Here is a 20,192-nt window from a genome sequence, read left to right on the forward strand (position 1 = left end):
GCCCGCGAAAGCCGCGCCTCGGTCCTTCTATCGAACCTTATCCTCACGCCCCCGCAGCAGCATATTCGGCATCGCCACTGCCGCCGCCAGCCCCAACAACGACACTGCGGCGCTGACCATCAACAAATGCCGAAAGGTCACCAGCAACTCCGCGCGCAAGGCATTCTGCGCATCGCCCGGCGCCGCGTTCAAACCGTCGAGCAGGACATTCCCGGAATGGCCTTCGCCGACCAGCGCCGAGCCGCTCAGGTCAGCGAAACTCGAATCCTGCAACAACGCCAGCAGCAGCGCCGACATCAACGCCACGCCCATCGCGCCGCCCAGCGAGCGGAACAGATTGGTGGTGCTGGTCGCCACACCGATGTCGCGTTGCTCCACCGAATTTTGCGTGCCGACCAGTGAGGTCGGGAACTGCATGCCACCCGCAATGCCGCTGAGCAGCATGAACACGCTGCTCATCACCAACGCCTGTGGCGGGCTGAACGCCATGCCCAGAATCGAAATCGGCATCAGCAGCGCGCCGGTCAAAATCATCGGTTTATAACGCCCGGTCACGGAGGTGCGGCGCCCGGCGAAATAGGCGCCGATCGGCAACCCCATCGCCAGCGGCAGCAGGTGCAGCGCGGCGCTGTCGGCCCCGGCGCCGGTGACGCTCTGGAAGCGCAGCGGCATCAACACGATCAGCGAAATCGCCTGGAAACTGGTGAAGAAAATCGTGCACCAGCAGAGGATCGCGTTGCGATTGGCGAATAAATGCATCGGCAGCAGCGGCTCCCGCGCCCGGCGCTCATGCCAGACAAACACCGCCAGCACCGCCACCGCACAACCGAGCAAACCGAGGACTTCGGCGCTGCGCCAGGAATGCCCCTGACCGACTTCGGTGATGCCCAGCAGCAACGCGGTCAAACCGATGATCATCAACAGCGTGCCGAGGTAATCGATGATCGGTTTGCGCTGCGGCACCGGCAGCCCCACCAGCGTGCGATTGGCCACCAGCCACGCGCCGAGGCCCAGCGGCAGGTTGATCAGGAACACCCAGCGCCATGACAGGTATTCGGTCATGTAGCCGCCGAGCACCGGCCCGGCGACGCTGGCCACCGCGTACATGCTGCTGAAATAACCCTGATAACGACCGCGCTCGCGGGGCGGGACGATGTCGCCAATGATCGCCTGGCTGACCGAAATCATCCCGCCGGCGCCGATGCCCTGAAGGATTCGCGCCAGCACCAGTTGCTCCATGCTCTGCGCCATCCCGCAAAACAACGAAGCCACGGTGAACAGGCCCATGCCGAACAGCATCAACTTGCGCCGGCCGTACAAATCACCGAGCTTGCCGTAGATCGGCACCGCCACGGTCATCGCCACCATGTAGCCGGAAATCACCCAGGCCAGCAGGCTTACATCCTTGAACTGTGCGGAAATCGCCGGCATCGACACGGCGACGATGGTCTGGTCCAGCGCGCCGAGGAAAATCGCCAGCATCAGGGCGATCAGCACACTGCGAATGGCGGGTTTGGGCGGGTCAGGCTGGTTCAGATCGGTCACGGGTAAAACCTGCGGGCAGTGATTGACCCGCAAGGGCAAGGCGAGCGGGAATGCTCGCCAGTGTAAGTCGATAGCAAGCTATTCGATAGCCTCGTAGGGGAGCCCTACGTAATTTTCTGCAATGGTTTTTCGCCCGGCTTCGGAGTGCACAAAGTAGTCCAGTTCCGAAGCGCTGATGCGCTGGCTGAACGCATCGTGATCGTCAAATCGGTGCAGCATCGAGGTCATCCACCAGGAAAAACGCTCGGCTTTCCAGACGCGGCGCAGGCAGATCTCCGAGTATTTATCGAGCAACTCCAGACGCCCGTCGCGGTACACCTTCAACAGAATATTGAACAAGGTGCTGACGTCGCTCGCCGCCAGATTCAGGCCTTTGGCGCCGGTTGGCGGGACGATGTGCGCGGCATCGCCGACGAGGAACATGCGCCCGTATTGCATGGGCTCGACGACAAAACTGCGCAGCGGCGCGATGCTTTTCTCGATCGACGGCCCGGTCACCAGTTTGTCTGCGAGAGCTTGCGGCAGACGCGATTTCAGTTCATCCCAGAAGCGCTGATCGGACCAATCCTCGACCTGCTCCTCGGCGGGCACTTGCAAGTAATAACGCGTGCGCGTCGCCGAACGCATGCTGCACAGGGCAAAACCGCGTGGGTGGCGCGCGTAGACCAGCTCGTCGTGGACCGGCGGGGTGTCGGCGAGAATCCCCAGCCAGCCGAACGGATAAACCCGTTCGAAAATCTTCAGGCAGTCGGCGGGAATCGACTGGCGTGCGACGCCGTGGAAACCGTCGCACCCGGCAATGTAGTCGCAGTCGACGCGCCAGGTTTCGCCATCCTTTTCGAACGTGACGAAGGCTTCGGCGCTTTTCATCCCCTGCGGGACGACGTTGCTGGCTTGATAAATCGTCTGCGCGCCGGCGTCCCGACGGGCGGCCATGAGGTCGCGGGTGACTTCGGTCTGGCCGTAGATCATCACGGTTTTGCCGTCGGTGAGGGCCTGCAAATCGATGTGCAGCAATTGATCATCCAGCGCCAGTTCGAAGCCGCCGTGCACCAGGCCTTCGGCGTCCATGCGCTGACCCACGCCAGCCTCGCGCAGCAGCTCTACCATGCCTTGTTCGAGGACGCCGGCGCGGATTCGGCCGAGCACATAATCGGGCGTCTGGCGTTCAATAATCAGCGTGTCGATGCCGGCGTTGTGGAGCAATTGGCCGAGCAATAAACCGGATGGGCCGGCGCCAATGATGGCGATTTGGGTCTTCAGCGTTTTCATTGTTTTTATGACTCGCAAGCTTCACGCGACCACGGTCGGTGAATGATTTTTATGGATCGAGTGCTTGCATTTTTCCCTCATGAGTCTGTCAATTGAAGGTGAAAACTGAGCCGAAAGCTGTACATTCTGCCAATCGGTGCGATTATCGCCCGTCTACTCCGAGGCCTGGATTGAAGTGATGAACAAGCCTGACCTGCCTTCGATTCCGGTGTTCAAGCTCTACGGTGAAAGCCTGGATTGGCCGACCCCGGACTTGCTGCACTGTGAAACCATTTCCAAACGCAGCCGCGAACATCAATGGGAAATCAAACCCCACCGCCACGCTGATCTGTGCCAGTTACTCTTCGTGTTCAAAGGTCAGGCAGAGCTTGAACTCGAAGGCAAACGCACGCAATTGACCGAACCGGCGATGCTGATCCTGCCGCCGTTATCGGTGCACGGTTATCGTTTTTCCGAGGACGTCGAAGGGTTTGTCGTGACGCTCGCGGCGCCCCTGGTCGCGCATTTGCAGGCGCAACTGGGCAATTCGGTGAACGCTCTGGCGCAGGCCGAAAGTTATCCGGCGGGCAACGACAGCGCTTACCTCAACAGCCTGTTCAGTGCGCTGCAAAGCGAATACACCGGCCATCAACCGGCGCGCGAAATGCTCATGCATTCGCTGGTCAGCGTGATCATGGTCTGGGTCAGTCGCCAGGTGATTTCACGACGCAATGCCACCGAAAGGCCGCAGCGTGCGCGGGAATACCTCAACGGTTTCATTCAACTGGTGGAAGAGACGTATCGCCAGCACGTCAAGGTCGAAGACCTCGCGCATCGGCTGGGGATTTCCGTGTCGCACCTTAACGGCACTTGTCGCGAATTGGCCGGGCAACCGGCCTTGCAGATCATGCACGAGCGACAGTTGCTCGAAGCCAAGCGCTTGCTGACCTACACCAGCATGACCATTTACGAAATGTCTGACGTGTTGGGGTTTTCCGATCCTACAAACTTCACGCGTCTGTTCCGACGTCGCGTGGGGATTTCGCCCAAAGCGTTCCGCGACCGTTTGAAGGCCGATCAGGACAACGAGGCTTGACGCTCTTCGTCAACGAAGCGCGTTAAGCGAAGCGTTGTGCGGAATGCAGCGCTCGAAATTGCAACTGGCGTATTCGCGCGGCAGTTGTCGCAACTGCTCGACCCGCCAGGCTGCGGTGCCGTACAACGCCAACGTCGCCGTGCAGGTGACGAAAATGGCGAGGTATCTTCTTGTTTTGATGTTCATGGCGTAGACCTCTGAACCAATACCCTTGGGTACGTGTATTCAGCATAGGTCAGCGCTCATGAGTTGCCAGCCTGCCGGGTTCTGTATGTGCCGTGACATTCAGAGGGCTGATGAACCCTTGTGGGAGCGAGCTTGCTCGCGATAGCAATTGTTCATTCAGCATTGATGCTGAGTGACCCACCGCTATCGCGAGCAAGCTCGCTCCCACACTGGTCCTTTTACAGTCCGATATCCCACGCAGGTTCTTCAGGGAATCGCAGCACGAGGAAATCCAGCATGCTGCGCATGGTCGCCGGCATGTGCTTGCGCGAGGCATACACCGCATAGATGTGCATCTCGCGCGGTACGGCATCGGGCAACAGGCGGATCAGTTCACCGTTGTGAATGTGCACGCCCGCCTGATAACTCGGCAGCATAGCCACGCCCGCGCCGGCCAGGGTCGCGCGCAATAACGTGCTGGCCTCGTTGGCGCTGATGTTGCCCTGCACCGGCACCGACACTTGCTCGCCAGCCTCCTCGAAATGCCAGAGACTTTTGCCGAAATAGGAATGCGTCAGGCAATTGTGCTGGCTCAAGTCCTCGACCCGTTGCGGCGTCGGCTGCTCGGCCAGATAGGCCGGTGCGGCGCAGACCACCGAGCGGCACACCGTCAGTCGGCGCGCGATCAAATTAGGGTCGAGGTCGTTGCTGGTGCGAATCGCCAGGTCAATGCGCTCATCCACCAGGTTCACCGTGCGGTCGAGCATTTGCAGGTCAATGCTGACGCCGGGGTAGCGCTTGACGTAAGCGGCCATGGCGTCGGCCAGTTGCGCCTGGCCGAACGAGGTGCTGACGCTGATCCGCAGCAGCCCGCGCGGCGCTTCATCCGGTTCGCTGATGGCGGCCTGCATGTCGGTCGACAAATCGAGCATCTGCCGGCAGCGCGGCAGGATTTCACTGCCGGCTGCGGTCAGGCTCAGTTTGCGCGTGGTGCGGTGCATCAGTCGGGCGCCGACCCAGTCTTCGAGCTCGGCCAGATAACGCGAGACCACTGGCCGCGACAGGTCCAGGTGATCGGCTGCGGCCGACTGGCTGCCGAGGTCAACCACCGAGACGAACACCTGCATTGCTTGAAGCCGATCCATGATTTGCCCACTTTCAGAAACAAACTATGTTCCAGCATCGCATTTTTTGTACTGACTAAGGCAACTAAGCTCTGTGCCCATCGCCAAACATGGCAATCGCACAACGGAGCAACAGATGATCGGGTTCACCGCACTCAAACGTATTTTTCTCGCAGCGACCACGCTCTGCTTCGCGTCGCACGCGGCGGCAGCGGCATTGACGCTGGATGTCTACAACCCCGGCGAGCAGGCGATTTTCCCGGTGAGTTCGGTGCTGGTCAGCGGCGCGAAAGAGGCGATCCTGGTGGACGCACAGTTCGGCAAATCCCAGGCCGAACAACTGGTGCAAAAGATTCGCGCCAGCGGCAAACAGTTGACCACTATCTACATCAGCCACGGTGACCCGGATTACTACTTCGGCCTCGACACCCTGACCACCGCGTTCCCCAACGCGAAAGTGCTGGCCTCGCAGCCGACCGTCGATCACATCAAGCAAACCGTCGACGGCAAAATGGCGTTCTGGGGCCCGAAAATGGGCGCCGACGTGCCGGCCAAAACCATCGTGCCGGGCGTGCTCAACGGCGACAGCCTGATGCTCGAAGGGCAAAAACTGCAAGTGATCGGCCTCGACAGCAAGCAGCCGGATCGCAGTTTTGTGTGGATTCCGTCGATCAAGGCTGTGGTCGGTGGCGTGGTCGTCGCCGAGAACATTCACGTGTGGATGGCCGATACGCAAACGGCGCAATCCCACGCAGACTGGCTGACCACGCTGCACTCGATCGAAACCCTGAAACCGAAAACCATCGTCCCCGGGCATTACTTGGGCGACAGCGCTGGTTCGTTGGCGGCGGTGCAATTTACCGCTGAGTACATCAAGGCGTTCGATGAAGAAACCGCCAAGGCTGAAGACGCCGCTGAACTGATCGCCGCGATGAAAAAACGCTACCCGAACCTTGGCGAAGAAAGCTCGCTGGAGCTGAGCGCCAAAGTCGCCAAGGGTGAGATGAAGTGGTAACCGACTGATTAATGATCGCAGGAGAAGCGTTTTTTGTGGCGAGGGGGCTTGCCCCCGTCGGAGTGCGAAGCGCTCCCCTGCATTGTTTTTCAGCGACACCGTGTCTGCAGGTGCTGCAACTGCTTCGCCGCCAACGCAGGCAAGCCGCCTCGCCAAGTGCAGTGCCACTCAACCGATCAAACGTACATTCACGCCAACTGGAGAACGTCATGAGCAAAATCGCAATCATCGGGGCCACCGGTCGTGCCGGTAGCCAATTGTTGGAAGAAGCCCTGCGTCGTGGTCACAGCGTCACCGCGATCGCGCGTGACACCGCGAAGATCGGCGCGCGGGCCGGGGTGGTCAGCAAGAATGTCGATGCGCTGGATGCCGAGGCGCTGCAAGCGGCAATCGCCGGGCATGACGTGGTGATCAGCGCCGCGCATTTTGCGACGTTGCCGGCCAGCGCGGTGATCGGTCCGGTGAAAAACGCCGGGGTCAAACGCCTGTTGGTCGTGGGTGGCGCCGGTTCGTTGTTGCTGCCCGATGGTGGTCGGGTGATCGACAGCGAAGGCTTCCCGGAGGAATACAAAGCCGAGGCGAGCGCCGGGGCGTTGTTTCTGCAAAACCTGCGTCAGGAACAGCAACTGGATTGGACGTTTGTGTCGCCGTCGGCAGAGTTTGTTGAAGGTGAGCGCACAGGCACATTCCGCATCGGCAAGGACGATTTGCTGGTGAGCGCACAAGGGCGCAGCTGGATCACCTTTGCCGATTACGCGATTGCGCTGCTGGACGAAGTGCAAGAGCCGAAGCATTCGCGGCAGCGGTTTGCAGTCGGATACTGATCCCGCAACACCACAACCCTGTAGCAGCTGGCGAAGCCTGCGTTCGTCTGCGCAGCAGTCGTAAACCCGGTATTCACGGTTCTGATGATCGTTCCCACGCTCTGCGTCCCATTGGAACGTGGCAACGATCAGCGTATGGCGGCCTGCGCCACCAACCATCCCAACAATTCCTGCAACTTCGGCGAAGGTGCCGGTTTCTGCGGCAACACCAAGTAATAAGCCGCCCCGGTTTTCACCTTCAGATCAAACGGCGTGACCAGCCGCCCGGCGCTCAGGTCATCGCCGATCAGTGCCCAATCGCCAATTGCCACGCCGGTTCCTTGCGACGCCATCGACATCGCCAGGTCCAACGTTTCAAAGTGCTGGCCCTTGCTGACATTGCTCAAATGCACATCGGCGTGCGCCAGCCAGGCCTTCCAGTCATGCTCATCGCGCGTCGGGTGCAGCAACATGTGTTGCTGCAGATCCTGCGGCGTGCGCAGCGGCACCGGCCCCTGCAGATACGGCGCCGAACACATCGGCGTCAGTTGTTCATCGAACAAGCGTTGCGCCGCCAGCGAAGCCTGCGGTGGCGCGCCGTAAACCACCGCTGCGTCAAATTGCTCGCGGTGAAAATCGACGCCATGGCGCACCGTCGTCGTCAGCTCCACCGGCACGTCCGGGCGTTCCTTTTGCCACTGCATCAAACGCGGCAACAACCAGCGCATCACGCATGTCGGCGCCTTCAGTTGCAGGGTTTCGCGCTTCTCGCCGATCTGCTCGACAGCCTCGCCGACCAGCGCAAAAACCTGCTGCACCCGCGGCAGCCATTCGCGTCCTTCAGCGGTCAGCGCCAGGCCTCGGGCCTGGCGAATGAACAACGCATAACCGAGATGACTTTCGAGCCCGGCGATCTGCCGGCTCACCGCGCCTTGGGTGATGTGCAACTGTTCGGCGGCCCGGGTGAAGTTGCAGCACTGCGCGGTGATCAGAAAAGTGTGCAGCGCGGGCAGGGGAGGCAGTCGTTTCATGAGAACCCAAGGTATGACGTAAGGACATGGCTAGTATGACTTTTTATCCATTGTTGCGACTACGTGCCGCCCGTTCCAATGAGGCCATCCCTGGGTTTGCCGACGCATCATAAACACTGCGCGGGCCCGGCGTCTCAAACGAACAGGAAGGGCAAAGACATGGCGACGTGCGGCGAAGTGTTGGTCAAGTTACTCGAAGCTTACGGCGTCGAGCAGGTGTTCGGCATTCCCGGCGTGCACACCGTCGAGCTGTACCGCGGGCTCGCCCGTTCGAGTATCCGCCACGTCACGCCGCGTCACGAACAGGGCGCCGGGTTCATGGCCGACGGCTACGCGCGCACCCGCGGCAAGCCGGGCGTGTGCTTCATCATCACCGGCCCGGGCATGACCAACATCACCACGGCGATGGGCCAGGCTTACGCCGATTCGATCCCGATGCTGGTGATCTCCAGCGTGCAGACGCGCAGTCAATTGGGCGGCGGTCGCGGCAAATTGCACGAACTGCCGAACCAGAGCGCTCTGGTTGGCGGCGTCGCGGCGTTCTCTCACACATTGATGTCGGCCGCGGAATTACCTGGCGTGTTGGCCCGCGCGTTTGCGCTGTTCCAGGCCGGTCGCCCGCGCCCGGTGCACATCGAAATTCCCTTGGATGTGTTGGTCGAAGAGGCTGACGAATTGCTCGCCAGCGTTGCGGTCAATATCGACCGCGCCGGTGCCGCGCCGGGCGCTGTCAGCCGCATGAGCGGATTGCTGGCCACGGCGCAACGGCCGTTGATTCTTGCCGGTGGCGGCGCCATCGACGCGGCTGCCGAGCTGACCGCGCTGGCCGAAATGCTCGACGCGCCAGTCGCGCTGACCATCAATGCCAAAGGCATGCTTGCCGCCAATCACCCGCTGCTGATCGGCTCGACCCAAAGTCTGGTCGCCACCCGCGCCTTGGTCGCCGAGGCTGACGTGGTGCTGGCGATCGGCACCGAACTGGCCGAAACCGACTACGACGTGACCTTCGCCGGCGGTTTTGAAATCCCCGGCAAACTGCTGCGCGTCGACATCGACCCGGACCAGACCGTACGCAACTATCCGCCGCACGTGGCGCTGGTCTCGGATTCGCGCAATGCCGCGCAGGCCTTGCTCTCAGCACTCTCGCAGCAGTCGCTGGCCGACCGCCGCAGCGATTGGGGCCAAGTGCGGGCCGCGCGTTTGCGCGAGGAGCTGGCGGCCACGTGGGATGCGCCGACAGTCGCGCAAACGCTGTTTCTCGAAACCGTTCTGGATGAATTGCCGGACGCAGTATTCGTCGGCGATTCGACGCAACCGGTGTACACCGGCAACCTGACGTTCAACCCGCAGCGACCGCGCCGCTGGTTCAATTCATCGACCGGTTACGGCACCTTGGGTTATGCCTTGCCGGCGGCGATTGGCGCATGGCTCGGTGGCCACATCGAGGTCGGCTCGCGGCCGTCGGTGGTGTGCCTGATCGGCGACGGCGGCCTGCAATTTACCCTGCCGGAACTGGCCAGCGCCGTCGAGGCGAGCACGCCGGTGATTATCCTGTTGTGGAATAACCAGGGCTACGAAGAAATCAAAAAATACATGGTCAACCGCGACATCGAACCGGTCGGCGTGGACATTTACACCCCGGACTTTATCGGCGTGGCCAAGGCATTAGGCTGCGCGGCGGAAGCGGTCAGCGGCGTCGAAACCCTGCGCCACGCTCTGCGCGCAGCAACGGATCGCCAAGGCCCGACGTTGATTGAAATCGATCAGGCGCAGTGGATGACGGCGGTGGCGAAATGAATTTTCCGACGACGTTGGACGGCCTCTACATCAATGGCCGATGGTCCGCTGGCAGCGAACATCTGCGAGTAATCAACCCGGCCACCGAGGCGTTGCTGACCACGGTCAATGGCGGCGATCAAACATCCGTCGATCAAGCCGTCAGCGCTGCGACCCACGCCTTCAAGGACTGGTCGCAAACCAGCGGCAGCCAGCGTGCGGTGATTCTGCGGCGCATCGCTGCGGGCGTCGCGGCGGGGCGCGAGCAACTGATGCAGTTGCAAGCGAGCAACAACGGCAAACCGCTGTTCGAAGCGGCGATTGACGTCGATGACGTGATCGCCACGTTCGAGTATTACGCCGGTCTCGCCGAAGCGCTGGACGCCAAACAAGACAGTCGCATCGAACTGCCAACCGAGGACTTCAGCGCTCGTTTGCGCCGTGAACCGTGCGGTGTGGTCGGCCTGATCGTGCCGTGGAATTTCCCGATGGTCACCACTGCGTGGAAACTCGCCCCGGCGCTGGCTGCCGGTTGCTGCGTGGTGCTGAAACCGTCGGAAGTCACGCCGCTGCCGGAGCTGCAATTGGCCGCGATTATCGCCGCAGCCGGGTTGCCCGATGGCGTGTTCAACCTGGTCTGCGGCACCGGTCTGGCAGTCGGCGCGCCGTTGTCGGCGGATCCGCGAATCGCCAAGATCTCCTTCACCGGCAGCAACGCGGTTGGCGTGCAAGTGATGCAACGCGCAGCAGAAACGGTGAAGGGCGTCAGCCTCGAACTCGGCGGCAAGTCCTCGTTGCTGGTGCTCAAGGACGCTGACATTGAGTTGGCCGTGGAGCTTGCGTGCGGCGGCGGTTTTTTCAACGCGGGGCAGATGTGTTCCGCCACCAGTCGGGTGTTGGTCGCCGATGAACTGGCGGACGAATTCCTCCTGCGTTTGCAGACCCGCGCCGAAGCGATTCGCGTCGCCGACCCGTTCGACCCGAACGTCGAAATGGGCGCGCTGGTCAATCAGGCGCAATACCAGCGAGTGCTTGGCCACATTGATCGCGGGTTGAGCAGTGGCGCCAAATTGATCTGCGGCGGCAATCGTCCGGCGAATCTGCCGCGCGGCTACTTTTTGCAGCCGACGGTGTTCACCGAAGTGCCGCTGGACAGCGCGCTGTGGTGCGAGGAGATTTTCGGCCCGGTGCTTTGCGTGCGCAGTTTTGCCTCGGAAGCCGAAGCGATTGCCTTGGCCAACGACAGCCCATTCGGCTTGGTCGCCAGCGTGGTCACGGGTGATGGCGCGGCGGCGGATCGCGTGGCGAATGCTCTGCAAGCCGGGTTGGTGTGGATCAACGCGCCGCAAGTGATTTTTCCGCAAACCGCGTGGGGCGGCTACAAGCAGAGCAGCATTGGCCGCGAGTTAGGCCCGTGGGGGTTGCAGGCGTTCCAGGAAATCAAACACGTGATCCGCGCCGTATAAAAAACCTGTGGGAGCAAGGCTTGCCCGCGAAGGCGTCATTTCATCCAGCATCGACGTTGGATCTGCAATTGCCATCGCGGGCAAGCCATGCTCCCACACGAGTTACACCGTCAGGCGCAAACGCGCGAGGTCACGCAGTGGCGGGGCGCCGAACAAGCGGCTGTACTCGCGACTGAATTGCGACGGGCTTTCGTAGCCGACGCGATAACCGGCCGCCGAGGCTTCCAACCCTTCGGCGAGCATCAGCCGCCGCGCTTCCTGCAAGCGCAATTGCTTCTGATATTGCAGCGGGCTCATCGCCGTCATGGCTTTGAAGCGGTGATGCAACGTCGACACGCTGAGGTTCACTTCTTTCGCCAGATCATCAATGCGCAGCGGCTGCTCATAGTGGCCGTTGAGCCATTTGATCGCCTGGCTGATGCGATGGCTCTGGCTGTTGGCGATGGCGATTTCATACAGCCGATGACCCTGCTGGCTGCGCAGCAAGCGATAGAGAATCTCGCGGCGAATCAGCGGCGCGAGCATGGCGATGTCTTTTGGGGTGTCGAGCAGGCGGGTCAGGCGCAGCACGGCGTCGAGCATCGCGGTGTCCAGCCGTTCAACGTACAAGCCGCGCCCGGTCGGCCGGGTCGGGACGCCCATCGGCCCGGCGTCGGCGATCAGCGCGGTGATTTCCGCCGGGTCGATGTCCAGGCGCACGGCGAGGATTGGCTCTTCGGACGTGACATTCACCACGCGCCCGGTCAGCGGCATCGAAACCGAAACCACCAGGTAATTCAGCGGATCGTAGTTGAACACTTCATCGGCCAGCTGAACTTCCTTGCGCCCCTGCGCCATGATGCACAGCGCCGGTTGCGCGAGCACCGGGGCGAACTGATGGGTTTTGCTGTAGCGCGACATGAACAGCGAATCGACCGCTGTGGCGTAGTTGCCATCCTCGGCGGTGTTGCGGCTGATGATCGCCGCCAGTTCCTCGCGCTGCTTCTCCAGGTCGGCGTCCAGCGGCGCTGCAAGGTGATCGAACGACGACATGCGGACATCCTCGGTGAGGGGCGGTTGGGCGATGGTAATGGCCAGAGCTTATGTTTGTGCAAGTCCGGGCGCTAGACACATCCTGCCTGATGCTTGCCTGATTCTGCATGGGGTTATTTCAGCGCGTTGCCGCAGCAAGGGCATCGGTGGAAAACTTGCTTGAAATCGCGAGGTTACCCAGAAGTTACTCAACGGGCCCCTCTGGCGCGGCGTTTCAGGCGGTTTTGCGCAGCCCCGCAGGATTGTGCAAAAAGCCGGCAGGAATCGACTAACGGCCAGCGCGCCGCGCCGCCTAACCTTGGATCCTGTCGCAGCCCGCCCCTGGCTGCCACGCAACTCCTTGGGAGGGTTGAATATGTCTACGCAGATTCCCGTCAGTCACATGGCTTTCGTTCGTGCCCGCGCCGGGCGTTCCGCAGAACTCGGTGCGCGCCTGAGCGCATTGATCGAGCCGTCCCGCTCGGCCAGCGGTTGCCTGAGCTTTGCCCTGCAACATTCACAATGCGATCCGGACCTGTGGCTGGTGTCCGGTTTCTGGACCCATCAACAAGCGATGACCGCGTACTTCAGCACGCCGGCGATGCAGATTTTTTCCGAGTTGGTGCAGGATCTGGTGGTCAACAGCCTGGATTTCCACACCTTCAAGGATGTCTCGGCGGCGCAGGCGCTTGGTCAGACCAAAGCACAGGTGCACAAACTGGTCGGTTGAGGGTTTAATGGCGACATTCTCAGTCAGCCAGGATCCGCGACATGGCACGCAAAGCCTTTGAAACCTTCGAAGCCGTATCTGCCGTAGTACCGCGCGAAGGCGGTTATTACGCCGCGATTGCGACCAAAGCCATCGGTGGCAGCGGCGCGCCGCGCTTTCACAAGCTGCTCGAAGAGCAAACGTTCACCACGGCCCGCGAAGCCGACGACGCCGCCGCGCTGGAGCTGGTCAAGCTCAAAGGCGTCAGCGAAGACGGCGATTTGATCTGGTGAGCTACTTCGCCCCCGGGCGATACATTTTGAACAATGCCTCTGGCCCCAGCTGAAAGTAATCCGCCGGCCCGCCGCCGCGCAGAATCGGTTCTGCCGCGGCGGTGTCGTACACCCCATCCTTCAACAGCCACTTGGCGATATGCACGGCGACCACTTCGCCGAGAATCAGCCAGCTCGGCACCACATCGCCATCCGCGCGCTGCAACTGAATGATCTGCGTGACCTTGCACTCGAAGGACACCGGGCTTTCGGCGACCCGTGGCACCTGAATGATTTTCGACGCGGCGGGGGTCAACCCTGCCAGTTCAAATTCGTTGACCTGTGGACCGACCATTGCGCAGCTCTGGTTCATTTGCTCGGCGAGCGGGCGGGTGGCCAGGTTCCAGGCGAATTCGCCGGTCTGTTCGATGTTGTTGAGGCTGTCTTTGCGCCCGACGCTGCAGAAGCCAATGATCGGCGGAATGTAGTTGAACGCGTTGAAGAAGCTGTACGGCGCCAGGTTCAGGTGACCTTCGGCATCCTGCGAGGAAATCCAGCCAATCGGCCGCGGGCCGACAATCGCGTTGAACGGGTCGTGCGGCAGGCCGTGGCCGTTGGCGGGTTCGTAATAGTGGATGTCGTCGGGCATGCGCGGGTTCCTGCGAGCGGTGTTTGGGGGAGGGTTGTCATAGTGCAAGGCATGACCCTGTGGGAGCAAGGCTTGCCCGCGATGAGGTCGGCACAGTCGACATCGGGGTGGTAGATAAATCGCCATCGCGGGCAAGCCTTGCTCCCACAAATGTGCAGATTTCGACATTCTCATTCCCCCAGAAACGACTAAGCCCGGCCGAGGCCGGGCTGTGATGCCGCATTTGTTGCTTAGCTGATGGAAGCCGAGCCGGTGCGATCGTAGCCATCTTCAGCAACAGTAGCCGAGCCGGTGCGATCGTAGCCATCTTCAGCAACAGTCGCCGAGCCGGTGCGGTCGTAGCCATCAGCGGCAACAGTCGCCGAACCTGTGCGGTCGTAGCCGTCGGCGGCAACAGCGGAGCCGGTGCGGTCAAAACCATCGGCGGCGAATGCGCTGCCGGCCAGTACGGAGAGGGTCAGGGCGAGGATCAATTTGGTTTTCATGGTGGTAGCTCCAGAGTTCGTAAAAGTAAGTTCGTCTAAGTCAGTTCGTTGGGTAGCTGCTTGCTGTGGGAGCGATACTACGCTCGCTGAATTGATTGAAAAGTTGGCATTCGTGCTAGTAACTATCGATCAGATTGATGTCTGCTCCGCGAGGCTTTAGCGCTTGCCATGCAGGGCAATCAAGCGATCTGAGGTGGGCAGGTTGCTGGCGCAGAATTAAACGCTGATTAATCGCTGCGACCGTTCGGGTGACAGATTTTTCATCTCGACCGAACGCCCACAAAAAAGGGCAGGCCTGGTTCAGGTCTGCCCTTTTTGTTGTGGCGTGTAACGTCAGTCGGTTTCGATCCGCGAGTGTTTGCGGGTGTCTTTCATGGTCACGTACACCAGCAACGATACCGCGATACATGCGGTGACATACCAGTAGTAACCGGTTTCCATGCCGATGCTTTTGAACCACAGCGCGATGTATTCAGCGGTGCCGCCGAAGATCGACACGGTCAGCGCGTACGGCAGGCCAACGCCCAGTGCACGAATCTCGGTCGGGAACAGTTCGGCTTTGACCACTGCGTTGATCGAGGTGTAGCCGCTGACGATGATCAGCGCCGCCATGATCAGGAAGAACGCGCCCCACCAAGTGGTGATGGTGTGCAGCGTGGTCAGGATCGGCACGGTGAACAATGTGCCGAGCACGCCGAAGGCGATCAGGATCGGCCGCCGACCGACCTTGTCCGACAAGCCGCCGATGATCGGTTGCAGACACATGAACAGGAACAGCGTCGCCGCGGAAATGCTCGTGGAGTCGGTGATGCTCATGCCCACCGTGTTCACCAGGTATTTCTGCATGTACGTGGTGTAGGTGTAGAACGCCAGGGTGCCGCCCATGGTCAGGCCGACCACGGTCATCAGCTCTTTCGGGTGGCGCATCAGCGTGCGCATGGCGCTTTCTTTTTTCTCTTTTTTGACCTTGTTGAACGACTCGGTCTCTTCCATGCCGCGACGCAGGTACAGCGCCACCACCGCGCACAACGCGCCGATGGCGAACGGGATGCGCCAGCCCCACGCGTACAGTTGCTCGGTGGTCAGCACTTGTTGCAGCACGATCAACACCGCCAGCGCGATGAGCTGGCCGGAGATCAGCGTCACGTACTGGAAGCTCGAATAGAAACCGCGACGCTCCTTGGTCGCCATCTCGCTGAGGTACGTCGCCGAGGTGCCGTACTCGCCGCCGACCGACAGGCCTTGCAGCAGACGCGCGAAAATCAGCAGGATCGGCGCGCCGATGCCGATGGTTTCGTAGTTGGGGCTGAGCGCGATCAGCAGCGAGCCAAAGCACATCAGGTAGACCGAGGCCATCAGCGCACGCTTGCGACCGGCGCGGTCGGCGTAAAGCCCCATCAGCCAGCCACCGATCGGGCGCATCAGGAAGCCCACGGCGAAGATCGCGGCGGTGTTCATCAGCTGTGCGGTGGAGGAGCCGGCGGGAAAGAAGGACTTGGCGAAGTACAGGGAAAACGCAGCGTAGACGTACCAGTCGTACCACTCGACCATATTGCCGACCGAGCCGCTGAAGATCGATTTGATCCGGCTACCGGTGGTTCTATCTTTGGCAGGCGCGACGGCCGACCCGAGAGGCAGGGCGTTGGAGTTATCCATTGAAGGATCCTTCGTTTAATTGTTTTTGTGGAGCGCGTTTAAACGCAGCCTGCTTGGGCTATAGCAGGAGGTGTGCCAAGGAGAGGAGGGCCGGTTTAGAGGGGGGAGAGTGAAGCGCTGAGCGGAATTTTGCCTATGCGGCCGGAGGTGTGAGCGGATTTTCGCTCATTGCGGTGTGATTTGGTGATGTGTATTTCAGTTTGGGGACCACCCCTCACCCTAACCCTCTCCCCAGAGGGGAGAGGGGACTGATTGAGGCGTTCCTGGAGCTACATCGACCTGAGATACCGAGCCGAACTCAGGTCTTGAAAACCATGAAGATCTGCTCCCTTTCCCCCTCTCCCCATTGGGGAGAGGGGACTGATTGAGGCGTTCTTGGAGCTACATCGACCTGAGATACCGGGCCGAACTCAGGTCTTGAAAACCATGAAGATCTGCTCCCTTTCCCCCTCTCACCGTTGGGGAGAGGGGACGGATTGAGATGTTCCTGGAGCTACATCGACCTGAGATACCGGGCCGAACTCAGGTCTTGAAAACCATGAAGATCTGCTCCCTTTCCCCCTCTCACCGTTGGGGAGAGGGGACTGATTGAGGTGTTCCTGGAGCTACATCGACCTGAGATACCGGGCCGAACTCAGGTCTTGAAAACCATGAAGATCTGCTCCCTTTCCCCCTCTCCCCGTTGGGGAGAAGGGACGGATTGAGATGTTCCTGGAGCTACATCAACCTGAGATACCGGGCCGAACTCAGGTCTTGAAAACCATGAAGATCTGCTCCCTTTCCTCCTCTCACCAGAGGGGAGAGGGGACTGATTGAGATGTTCCTGGAGCTACTTCGACCTGAGATACCGAGCCGAACTCAGGTCTTAAAAACCATGAAGATCTGCTCCCTTTCCCCCTCTCCCCGTTGGGGAGAGGGCTGGGGTGAGGGGCTGGATTCCAGCAACACCGCAAATCCACAGGGAAAACTCACTCCCCTAAAAACATCTCCCTACTCAGCCCATGCCGTTGCAGCTTTTCGTTAAACGTGCGGCGCGGCAGTTGCAGTTCTTCGAGCACTGCTTTTACGTCGCCCCTGTGCCGGGTCAACGCCGCGCGCAGGCAATGCGCTTCGAAGGCTTCCTGCTGCGCCGCCAGCGACTGGCCGGGATCGATCGCCGCCGGTTCCGGCTCACCGAGGCCCAACACCTGGCGCTCGGCAACGTTAGCCAGTTCGCGGACATTGCCCGGCCAGTCGTGGCTCAATAAGTGGCTCAACTGCGGACCGCTGAGCGGCGCAAATGTCCGCCCCAGACGCTCGGCCGCCTGCTGGGCAAAGGTCTCGAACAGCAACGGAATGTCCTCGCGCCGCTCACGCAACGGCGGCAAGCGCAATTCCGCGACGTTCAAGCGATAGGCCAGGTCCTCGCGAAAACGCCCGGCCCGCGCCTCGTCGAGCAAGTCCGGTTTGGTCGCGGCAATAATCCGCAGATCCACGCGAATGCTCTGATTCGAGCCCAGCCGCTCAAGCTTCTGCTCCTGCAACACGCGCAACAATTTGACCTGCTGCGCCAGCGGCATGCTTTCGATTTCATCGAGAAACAGCGTGCCGCCGTCGGCGTATTCGAGCTTGCCGATGCGCTTGCCCGAAGCGCCGGTGAACGCGCCGCTTTCGTGGCCAAACAATTCGGCTTCAAACAATTGCTCGGGAATCGCCGCGCAATTGAGCGCGACAAACGGCTTGTCGGCACGCGGGCCGAAGTCGTGCAGACAACGCGCGACCAACTCTTTGCCGCTGCCGGTTTCGCCGCGGATCAACACGTTGACCGGCAGCGTCGCCAAATCCAGCACTTGTCGGCGCAAGGTCTGCAAACCCCGGGAAACCCCGAGCAGTGTCGCGTCGAGTTTGGCGCGGTTGTCGGCCAGCACGTGCAGCGCGCGGTTCTCCAGGACCAACCGGCGTTTCTCCAGGGCGCGGCGCAAACTGCCGAGCAAGGTTTCCGGGCTGAAGGGTTTTTCCAGAAAATCGTAGGCGCCATCGCGCATCGCTTCGACCGCCATCGGCACATCGCCGTGGCCAGTGAGCAGAATCACCGGCAAATCGGCATCGCGCCGTTGCACTTCGGCGAGCAGTTCGAGGCCGCTGATGCCGGGCATGCGCACGTCGCTGAGGATCACCCCAGGAAAATGCGCCGGCAATTGCGCCAGGCATTCATCGGCGCGGCTGAACAGTTGCACCTCGAACCCCGACAGGCTCAGCCATTGTTCGACGGCGCTGCGGATGCTGCTTTCGTCGTCGACCACTATCACCGAATTCAGCATCAGACAGGCTCCTCGAGATCGATCGGCAAGGTCAGGGTAAACACCGCGCCGTTGTCGTGGTTGGCGGCCGACAAGCGACCGCCCGATTCATGCGCGATGGCGAACGATACCGCCAGCCCCAGCCCTAAACCATCGCCGACCGGCTTGGTGGTAAAGAACGGATCGAAGACGTTCGGCAGATGCTCTTCGGCAATCCCGCCACCGTTGTCGGCGACGGTCAGACGCCACAATTGTTCATCGGCTTCGAGGCGGATTTCCAGGCGTTTGCAGGGCTTGTCGTGCACCGCGTCGAGGGCGTTGCGCAACAGATTGATCAGCACCTGTTCGAGGCGAATCGCATCGCCGCGCACCCACGCCGGACGTGTCAGGTGCAGCACGCTGCTGACGTTTTCATCGCGCAACCGCGCGTCGAGCAACTGTAAGGATTGATCGACCACCGCCGCCAGATCGAGGCGTTCGCGCAGGCCGCTGGGGCTTTTGCGGGCGAAGGTTTTCAGGTGGCCGGTGAGCGCGGCCATGCGCGTGAGCATGTCGTCCACCGGTTTCAGCGCTTTGTACGCATCATCGATGCGGCCGTGATCGAGCAGCAGACGCAACGTCGCAAGCTGCATGCGCTGGGCGGTCAGGGGCTGGTTGATCTCATGGGCCAGCGCTGCGGACATCTGCCCCAGCGCCGCAAGTTTGGCCGATTGCACCAAGCCATCCTGGGCGGTGCGCAGGTCGCGGGTGCGTTCTTCCACCAGTTGTTCGAGTTCTTCGCGACTGCGCTGACGCATCTTCGCCAGACGCCAGCGCTGGTTGAGAAACAACAGCAGGAACACCACCGCCAGCCACAATCCGGCCGCCGCGAGCGCCGCGTTGCGGCTGTCCTCGAAGGCGATTTGCGGGCGGCGCAGCAGGTGCAAGGTCCAGCCTTCGGCGGGCAGTGGCAGCGATTCCCAGAGGTAATCCGCGGCGCCGTCCGGGCCTTCGACCCGCGCCAGATCGCTGTTGTCATCGAAGCGATGTTTCGATTGATAAACCAGCGGTGTCAGCGGTTGTTTGTCGTATTGGCGGGTGGTTTGCAGTTCGGCGTGATCGTTGTCGCTCAACGCTTTCAAGTGCCGATACCGCCAGCCGGGCTGGTTGGCGATGAAGATAATCCCGCGCGCATCGCTGACCAGCAGGGTGTCAGTGCCCTGGCGCCATTCGCGTTCCAGTTCGGGGAATTCGAGCTTGACCACCATCGCGCCAAGGAACTCGCCGTTGTCGCGCGTGACGGCGCTGGAGAGGAAATAACCGGGGATGCCGCTGGTCACGCCCACCGCGTAAAAACGCCCGCTGCCCTGAGTGCGGGTCTGGCTGAAGTAGGGGCGAAAACCGTAGTTGTGGCCGACGTAACTGCTGGGCATCCGCCAATTGCTCGCGGCGACGGCGAGGCCCGTGTGGTCGAGCAGTTCGAGGGTCGAGGACTTGGCGGCGCCGTTGATTTTTTCCAGTTTGCGGTTCAGCAGGTCCTGTTGCTCGGGGCTCACTGGGCCGTTCAACCCGGCGCGCAATTCCGGGTCCAGCGCCAGCACCGCGGGCAGCGCGCGGTAGCGGTCGATCAGGGTGTGCAGGGAATTGGCGTACAGCGCCAGTTGCTGACTGGCGCGCGCGGCATCTTCTTCCAGGGCCTGGCGTTCGGCGTGGCGCATGGCCAAGCCGGCCGCAAGGGCCGCTCCGGCGAGGATAAACAGGGTATACAACGACAAACGCACGGTACGGGAAATCGGCAGCATGCTGGCGCAAACAGGTAGAAAGTCGGGCGGGCACCATAGCACGGTGTGCCCGCCGCAAGAGAAATGGGAAACCAGAAG

At 61.2% G+C, this 20,192-nt stretch carries 18 protein-coding genes; 7 read left to right on the forward strand and 11 right to left on the reverse strand.

The window, feature by feature from the left end; all coding sequences use genetic code 11:
• Positions 1–27 precede the first annotated feature (27 nt).
• Positions 28–1,545 (reverse strand): MDR family MFS transporter, encoded by a 1,518-nt coding sequence (locus BLU01_RS19810; protein ID WP_092278702.1) that lies wholly within the window; start codon positions 1,543–1,545, stop codon positions 28–30.
• A 78-nt stretch (positions 1,546–1,623) separates the two neighbouring features.
• On the reverse strand, positions 1,624–2,817 hold the full coding sequence (gene pobA / locus BLU01_RS19815) for a 4-hydroxybenzoate 3-monooxygenase (protein ID WP_092278704.1): 1,194 nt from the start codon (positions 2,815–2,817) through the stop codon (positions 1,624–1,626).
• A 178-nt stretch (positions 2,818–2,995) separates the two neighbouring features.
• On the opposite strand from pobA, the gene BLU01_RS19820 reads away from it, so the two are divergent.
• Positions 2,996–3,892, forward strand: a complete 897-nt coding sequence (locus tag BLU01_RS19820; protein ID WP_092278706.1) for a helix-turn-helix domain-containing protein — start codon at positions 2,996–2,998, stop codon at positions 3,890–3,892.
• 9 nt (positions 3,893–3,901) lie between these two features.
• Here the strand turns inward: BLU01_RS19820 and BLU01_RS27785 are convergent, their stop codons facing one another.
• Together BLU01_RS27785 and BLU01_RS19825 are read right to left on the reverse strand one after the other, a co-directional pair.
• Positions 3,902–4,078, reverse strand: coding sequence for a hypothetical protein (locus BLU01_RS27785; RefSeq protein ID WP_167370438.1), 177 nt, complete (start codon positions 4,076–4,078; stop codon positions 3,902–3,904).
• A 218-nt stretch (positions 4,079–4,296) separates the two neighbouring features.
• Positions 4,297–5,202 carry a LysR family transcriptional regulator gene (locus BLU01_RS19825; protein WP_218563488.1) on the reverse strand — a complete coding sequence of 302 codons (906 nt, stop codon included), beginning with the start codon at positions 5,200–5,202 and terminating at the stop codon, positions 4,297–4,299.
• Between the two features lie 115 nt (positions 5,203–5,317).
• On the opposite strand from BLU01_RS19825, the gene BLU01_RS19830 reads away from it, so the two are divergent.
• A complete protein-coding gene (locus BLU01_RS19830; protein ID WP_092278710.1) occupies positions 5,318–6,196 on the forward strand; it encodes an MBL fold metallo-hydrolase in 879 nt (292 codons plus the stop codon).
• A gap of 209 nt (positions 6,197–6,405) precedes the next feature.
• The gene (locus BLU01_RS19835) at positions 6,406–7,020 is read left to right on the forward strand and encodes an NAD(P)-dependent oxidoreductase (protein ID WP_092278712.1); all 615 of its coding nucleotides are present in this window, start codon (positions 6,406–6,408) and stop codon (positions 7,018–7,020) included.
• A 128-nt stretch (positions 7,021–7,148) separates the two neighbouring features.
• On the opposite strand, the gene BLU01_RS19840 is transcribed toward BLU01_RS19835, so the two are convergent.
• Positions 7,149–8,030, reverse strand: coding sequence for a LysR substrate-binding domain-containing protein (locus BLU01_RS19840; RefSeq protein WP_092278714.1), 882 nt, complete (start codon positions 8,028–8,030; stop codon positions 7,149–7,151).
• 159 nt (positions 8,031–8,189) lie between these two features.
• Here BLU01_RS19840 and BLU01_RS19845 point away from each other — a divergent pair, with 159 nt between their 5' ends.
• Entirely contained in the window at positions 8,190–9,827 is a 1,638-nt protein-coding gene (locus BLU01_RS19845) for a 5-guanidino-2-oxopentanoate decarboxylase (RefSeq protein ID WP_092278716.1), read from the forward strand.
• A complete protein-coding gene (locus BLU01_RS19850) occupies positions 9,824–11,272 on the forward strand; it encodes an aldehyde dehydrogenase family protein (protein ID WP_092281672.1) in 1,449 nt (482 codons plus the stop codon). The genes BLU01_RS19845 and BLU01_RS19850 overlap by 4 nt, the downstream gene beginning before the upstream one ends.
• Before the next feature lie 102 nt (positions 11,273–11,374).
• On the opposite strand, the gene BLU01_RS19855 is transcribed toward BLU01_RS19850, so the two are convergent.
• Positions 11,375–12,304 (reverse strand): AraC family transcriptional regulator, encoded by a 930-nt coding sequence (locus BLU01_RS19855; protein WP_092278718.1) that lies wholly within the window; start codon positions 12,302–12,304, stop codon positions 11,375–11,377.
• A 355-nt stretch (positions 12,305–12,659) separates the two neighbouring features.
• On the opposite strand from BLU01_RS19855, the gene BLU01_RS19860 reads away from it, so the two are divergent.
• Both BLU01_RS19860 and BLU01_RS19865 read left to right on the forward strand, forming a co-directional pair.
• Positions 12,660–13,013 (forward strand): putative quinol monooxygenase, encoded by a 354-nt coding sequence (locus tag BLU01_RS19860; RefSeq protein ID WP_092278720.1) that lies wholly within the window; start codon positions 12,660–12,662, stop codon positions 13,011–13,013.
• A gap of 41 nt (positions 13,014–13,054) precedes the next feature.
• Positions 13,055–13,285 carry a hypothetical protein gene (locus tag BLU01_RS19865; protein ID WP_092278722.1) on the forward strand — a complete coding sequence of 77 codons (231 nt, stop codon included), beginning with the start codon at positions 13,055–13,057 and terminating at the stop codon, positions 13,283–13,285.
• 1 nt (position 13,286) lies between these two features.
• Here the strand turns inward: BLU01_RS19865 and BLU01_RS19870 are convergent, their stop codons facing one another.
• From BLU01_RS19870 to BLU01_RS19890, 5 genes are all read right to left on the reverse strand, one after another.
• Entirely contained in the window at positions 13,287–13,913 is a 627-nt protein-coding gene (locus BLU01_RS19870) for a flavin reductase family protein (RefSeq protein WP_092278724.1), read from the reverse strand.
• A 230-nt stretch (positions 13,914–14,143) separates the two neighbouring features.
• Positions 14,144–14,398, reverse strand: coding sequence for a hypothetical protein (locus tag BLU01_RS19875; RefSeq protein ID WP_092278726.1), 255 nt, complete (start codon positions 14,396–14,398; stop codon positions 14,144–14,146).
• A 333-nt stretch (positions 14,399–14,731) separates the two neighbouring features.
• Positions 14,732–16,054, reverse strand: coding sequence for an MFS transporter (locus BLU01_RS19880; RefSeq protein WP_092278728.1), 1,323 nt, complete (start codon positions 16,052–16,054; stop codon positions 14,732–14,734).
• Between the two features lie 968 nt (positions 16,055–17,022).
• Positions 17,023–18,354, reverse strand: a complete 1,332-nt coding sequence (locus tag BLU01_RS19885) for a sigma-54-dependent transcriptional regulator (RefSeq protein ID WP_092278730.1) — start codon at positions 18,352–18,354, stop codon at positions 17,023–17,025.
• Entirely contained in the window at positions 18,354–20,114 is a 1,761-nt protein-coding gene (locus BLU01_RS19890) for a sensor histidine kinase (protein ID WP_092278732.1), read from the reverse strand. The genes BLU01_RS19885 and BLU01_RS19890 overlap by 1 nt, the downstream gene beginning before the upstream one ends.
• Positions 20,115–20,192: the final 78 nt, after the last annotated feature.

The sequence above is a fragment of the Pseudomonas prosekii genome (assembly GCF_900105155.1).
GTDB classification, from domain to species: domain Bacteria; phylum Pseudomonadota; class Gammaproteobacteria; order Pseudomonadales; family Pseudomonadaceae; genus Aquipseudomonas; species Aquipseudomonas prosekii.

Bases quoted from the DNA above. Each gene is read 5' to 3' on its own strand.
- BLU01_RS19870 (WP_092278724.1), bottom strand. From the start codon at position 13,913: ATGCCCGACGACATCCACTATTACGAACCCGCCAACGGCCACGGCCTG.
- BLU01_RS19825 (WP_218563488.1), bottom strand. From the start codon at position 5,202: ATGGATCGGCTTCAAGCAATGCAGGTGTTCGTCTCGGTGGTTGACCTC.
- BLU01_RS19880 (WP_092278728.1), bottom strand. From the start codon at position 16,054: ATGGATAACTCCAACGCCCTGCCTCTCGGGTCGGCCGTCGCGCCTGCC.
- BLU01_RS19885 (WP_092278730.1), bottom strand. From the start codon at position 18,354: ATGCTGAATTCGGTGATAGTGGTCGACGACGAAAGCAGCATCCGCAGC.
- BLU01_RS19845 (WP_092278716.1), top strand. From the start codon at position 8,190: ATGGCGACGTGCGGCGAAGTGTTGGTCAAGTTACTCGAAGCTTACGGC.
- BLU01_RS19840 (WP_092278714.1), bottom strand. From the start codon at position 8,030: ATGAAACGACTGCCTCCCCTGCCCGCGCTGCACACTTTTCTGATCACC.
- BLU01_RS19850 (WP_092281672.1), top strand. From the start codon at position 9,824: ATGAATTTTCCGACGACGTTGGACGGCCTCTACATCAATGGCCGATGG.
- BLU01_RS19830 (WP_092278710.1), top strand. From the start codon at position 5,318: ATGATCGGGTTCACCGCACTCAAACGTATTTTTCTCGCAGCGACCACG.
- BLU01_RS19865 (WP_092278722.1), top strand. From the start codon at position 13,055: ATGGCACGCAAAGCCTTTGAAACCTTCGAAGCCGTATCTGCCGTAGTA.
- BLU01_RS27785 (WP_167370438.1), bottom strand. From the start codon at position 4,078: ATGAACATCAAAACAAGAAGATACCTCGCCATTTTCGTCACCTGCACG.
- BLU01_RS19835 (WP_092278712.1), top strand. From the start codon at position 6,406: ATGAGCAAAATCGCAATCATCGGGGCCACCGGTCGTGCCGGTAGCCAA.
- BLU01_RS19855 (WP_092278718.1), bottom strand. From the start codon at position 12,304: ATGTCGTCGTTCGATCACCTTGCAGCGCCGCTGGACGCCGACCTGGAG.
- BLU01_RS19875 (WP_092278726.1), bottom strand. From the start codon at position 14,398: ATGAAAACCAAATTGATCCTCGCCCTGACCCTCTCCGTACTGGCCGGC.
- BLU01_RS19860 (WP_092278720.1), top strand. From the start codon at position 12,660: ATGTCTACGCAGATTCCCGTCAGTCACATGGCTTTCGTTCGTGCCCGC.
- BLU01_RS19890 (WP_092278732.1), bottom strand. From the start codon at position 20,114: ATGCTGCCGATTTCCCGTACCGTGCGTTTGTCGTTGTATACCCTGTTT.
- BLU01_RS19820 (WP_092278706.1), top strand. From the start codon at position 2,996: ATGAACAAGCCTGACCTGCCTTCGATTCCGGTGTTCAAGCTCTACGGT.
- pobA (WP_092278704.1), bottom strand. From the start codon at position 2,817: ATGAAAACGCTGAAGACCCAAATCGCCATCATTGGCGCCGGCCCATCC.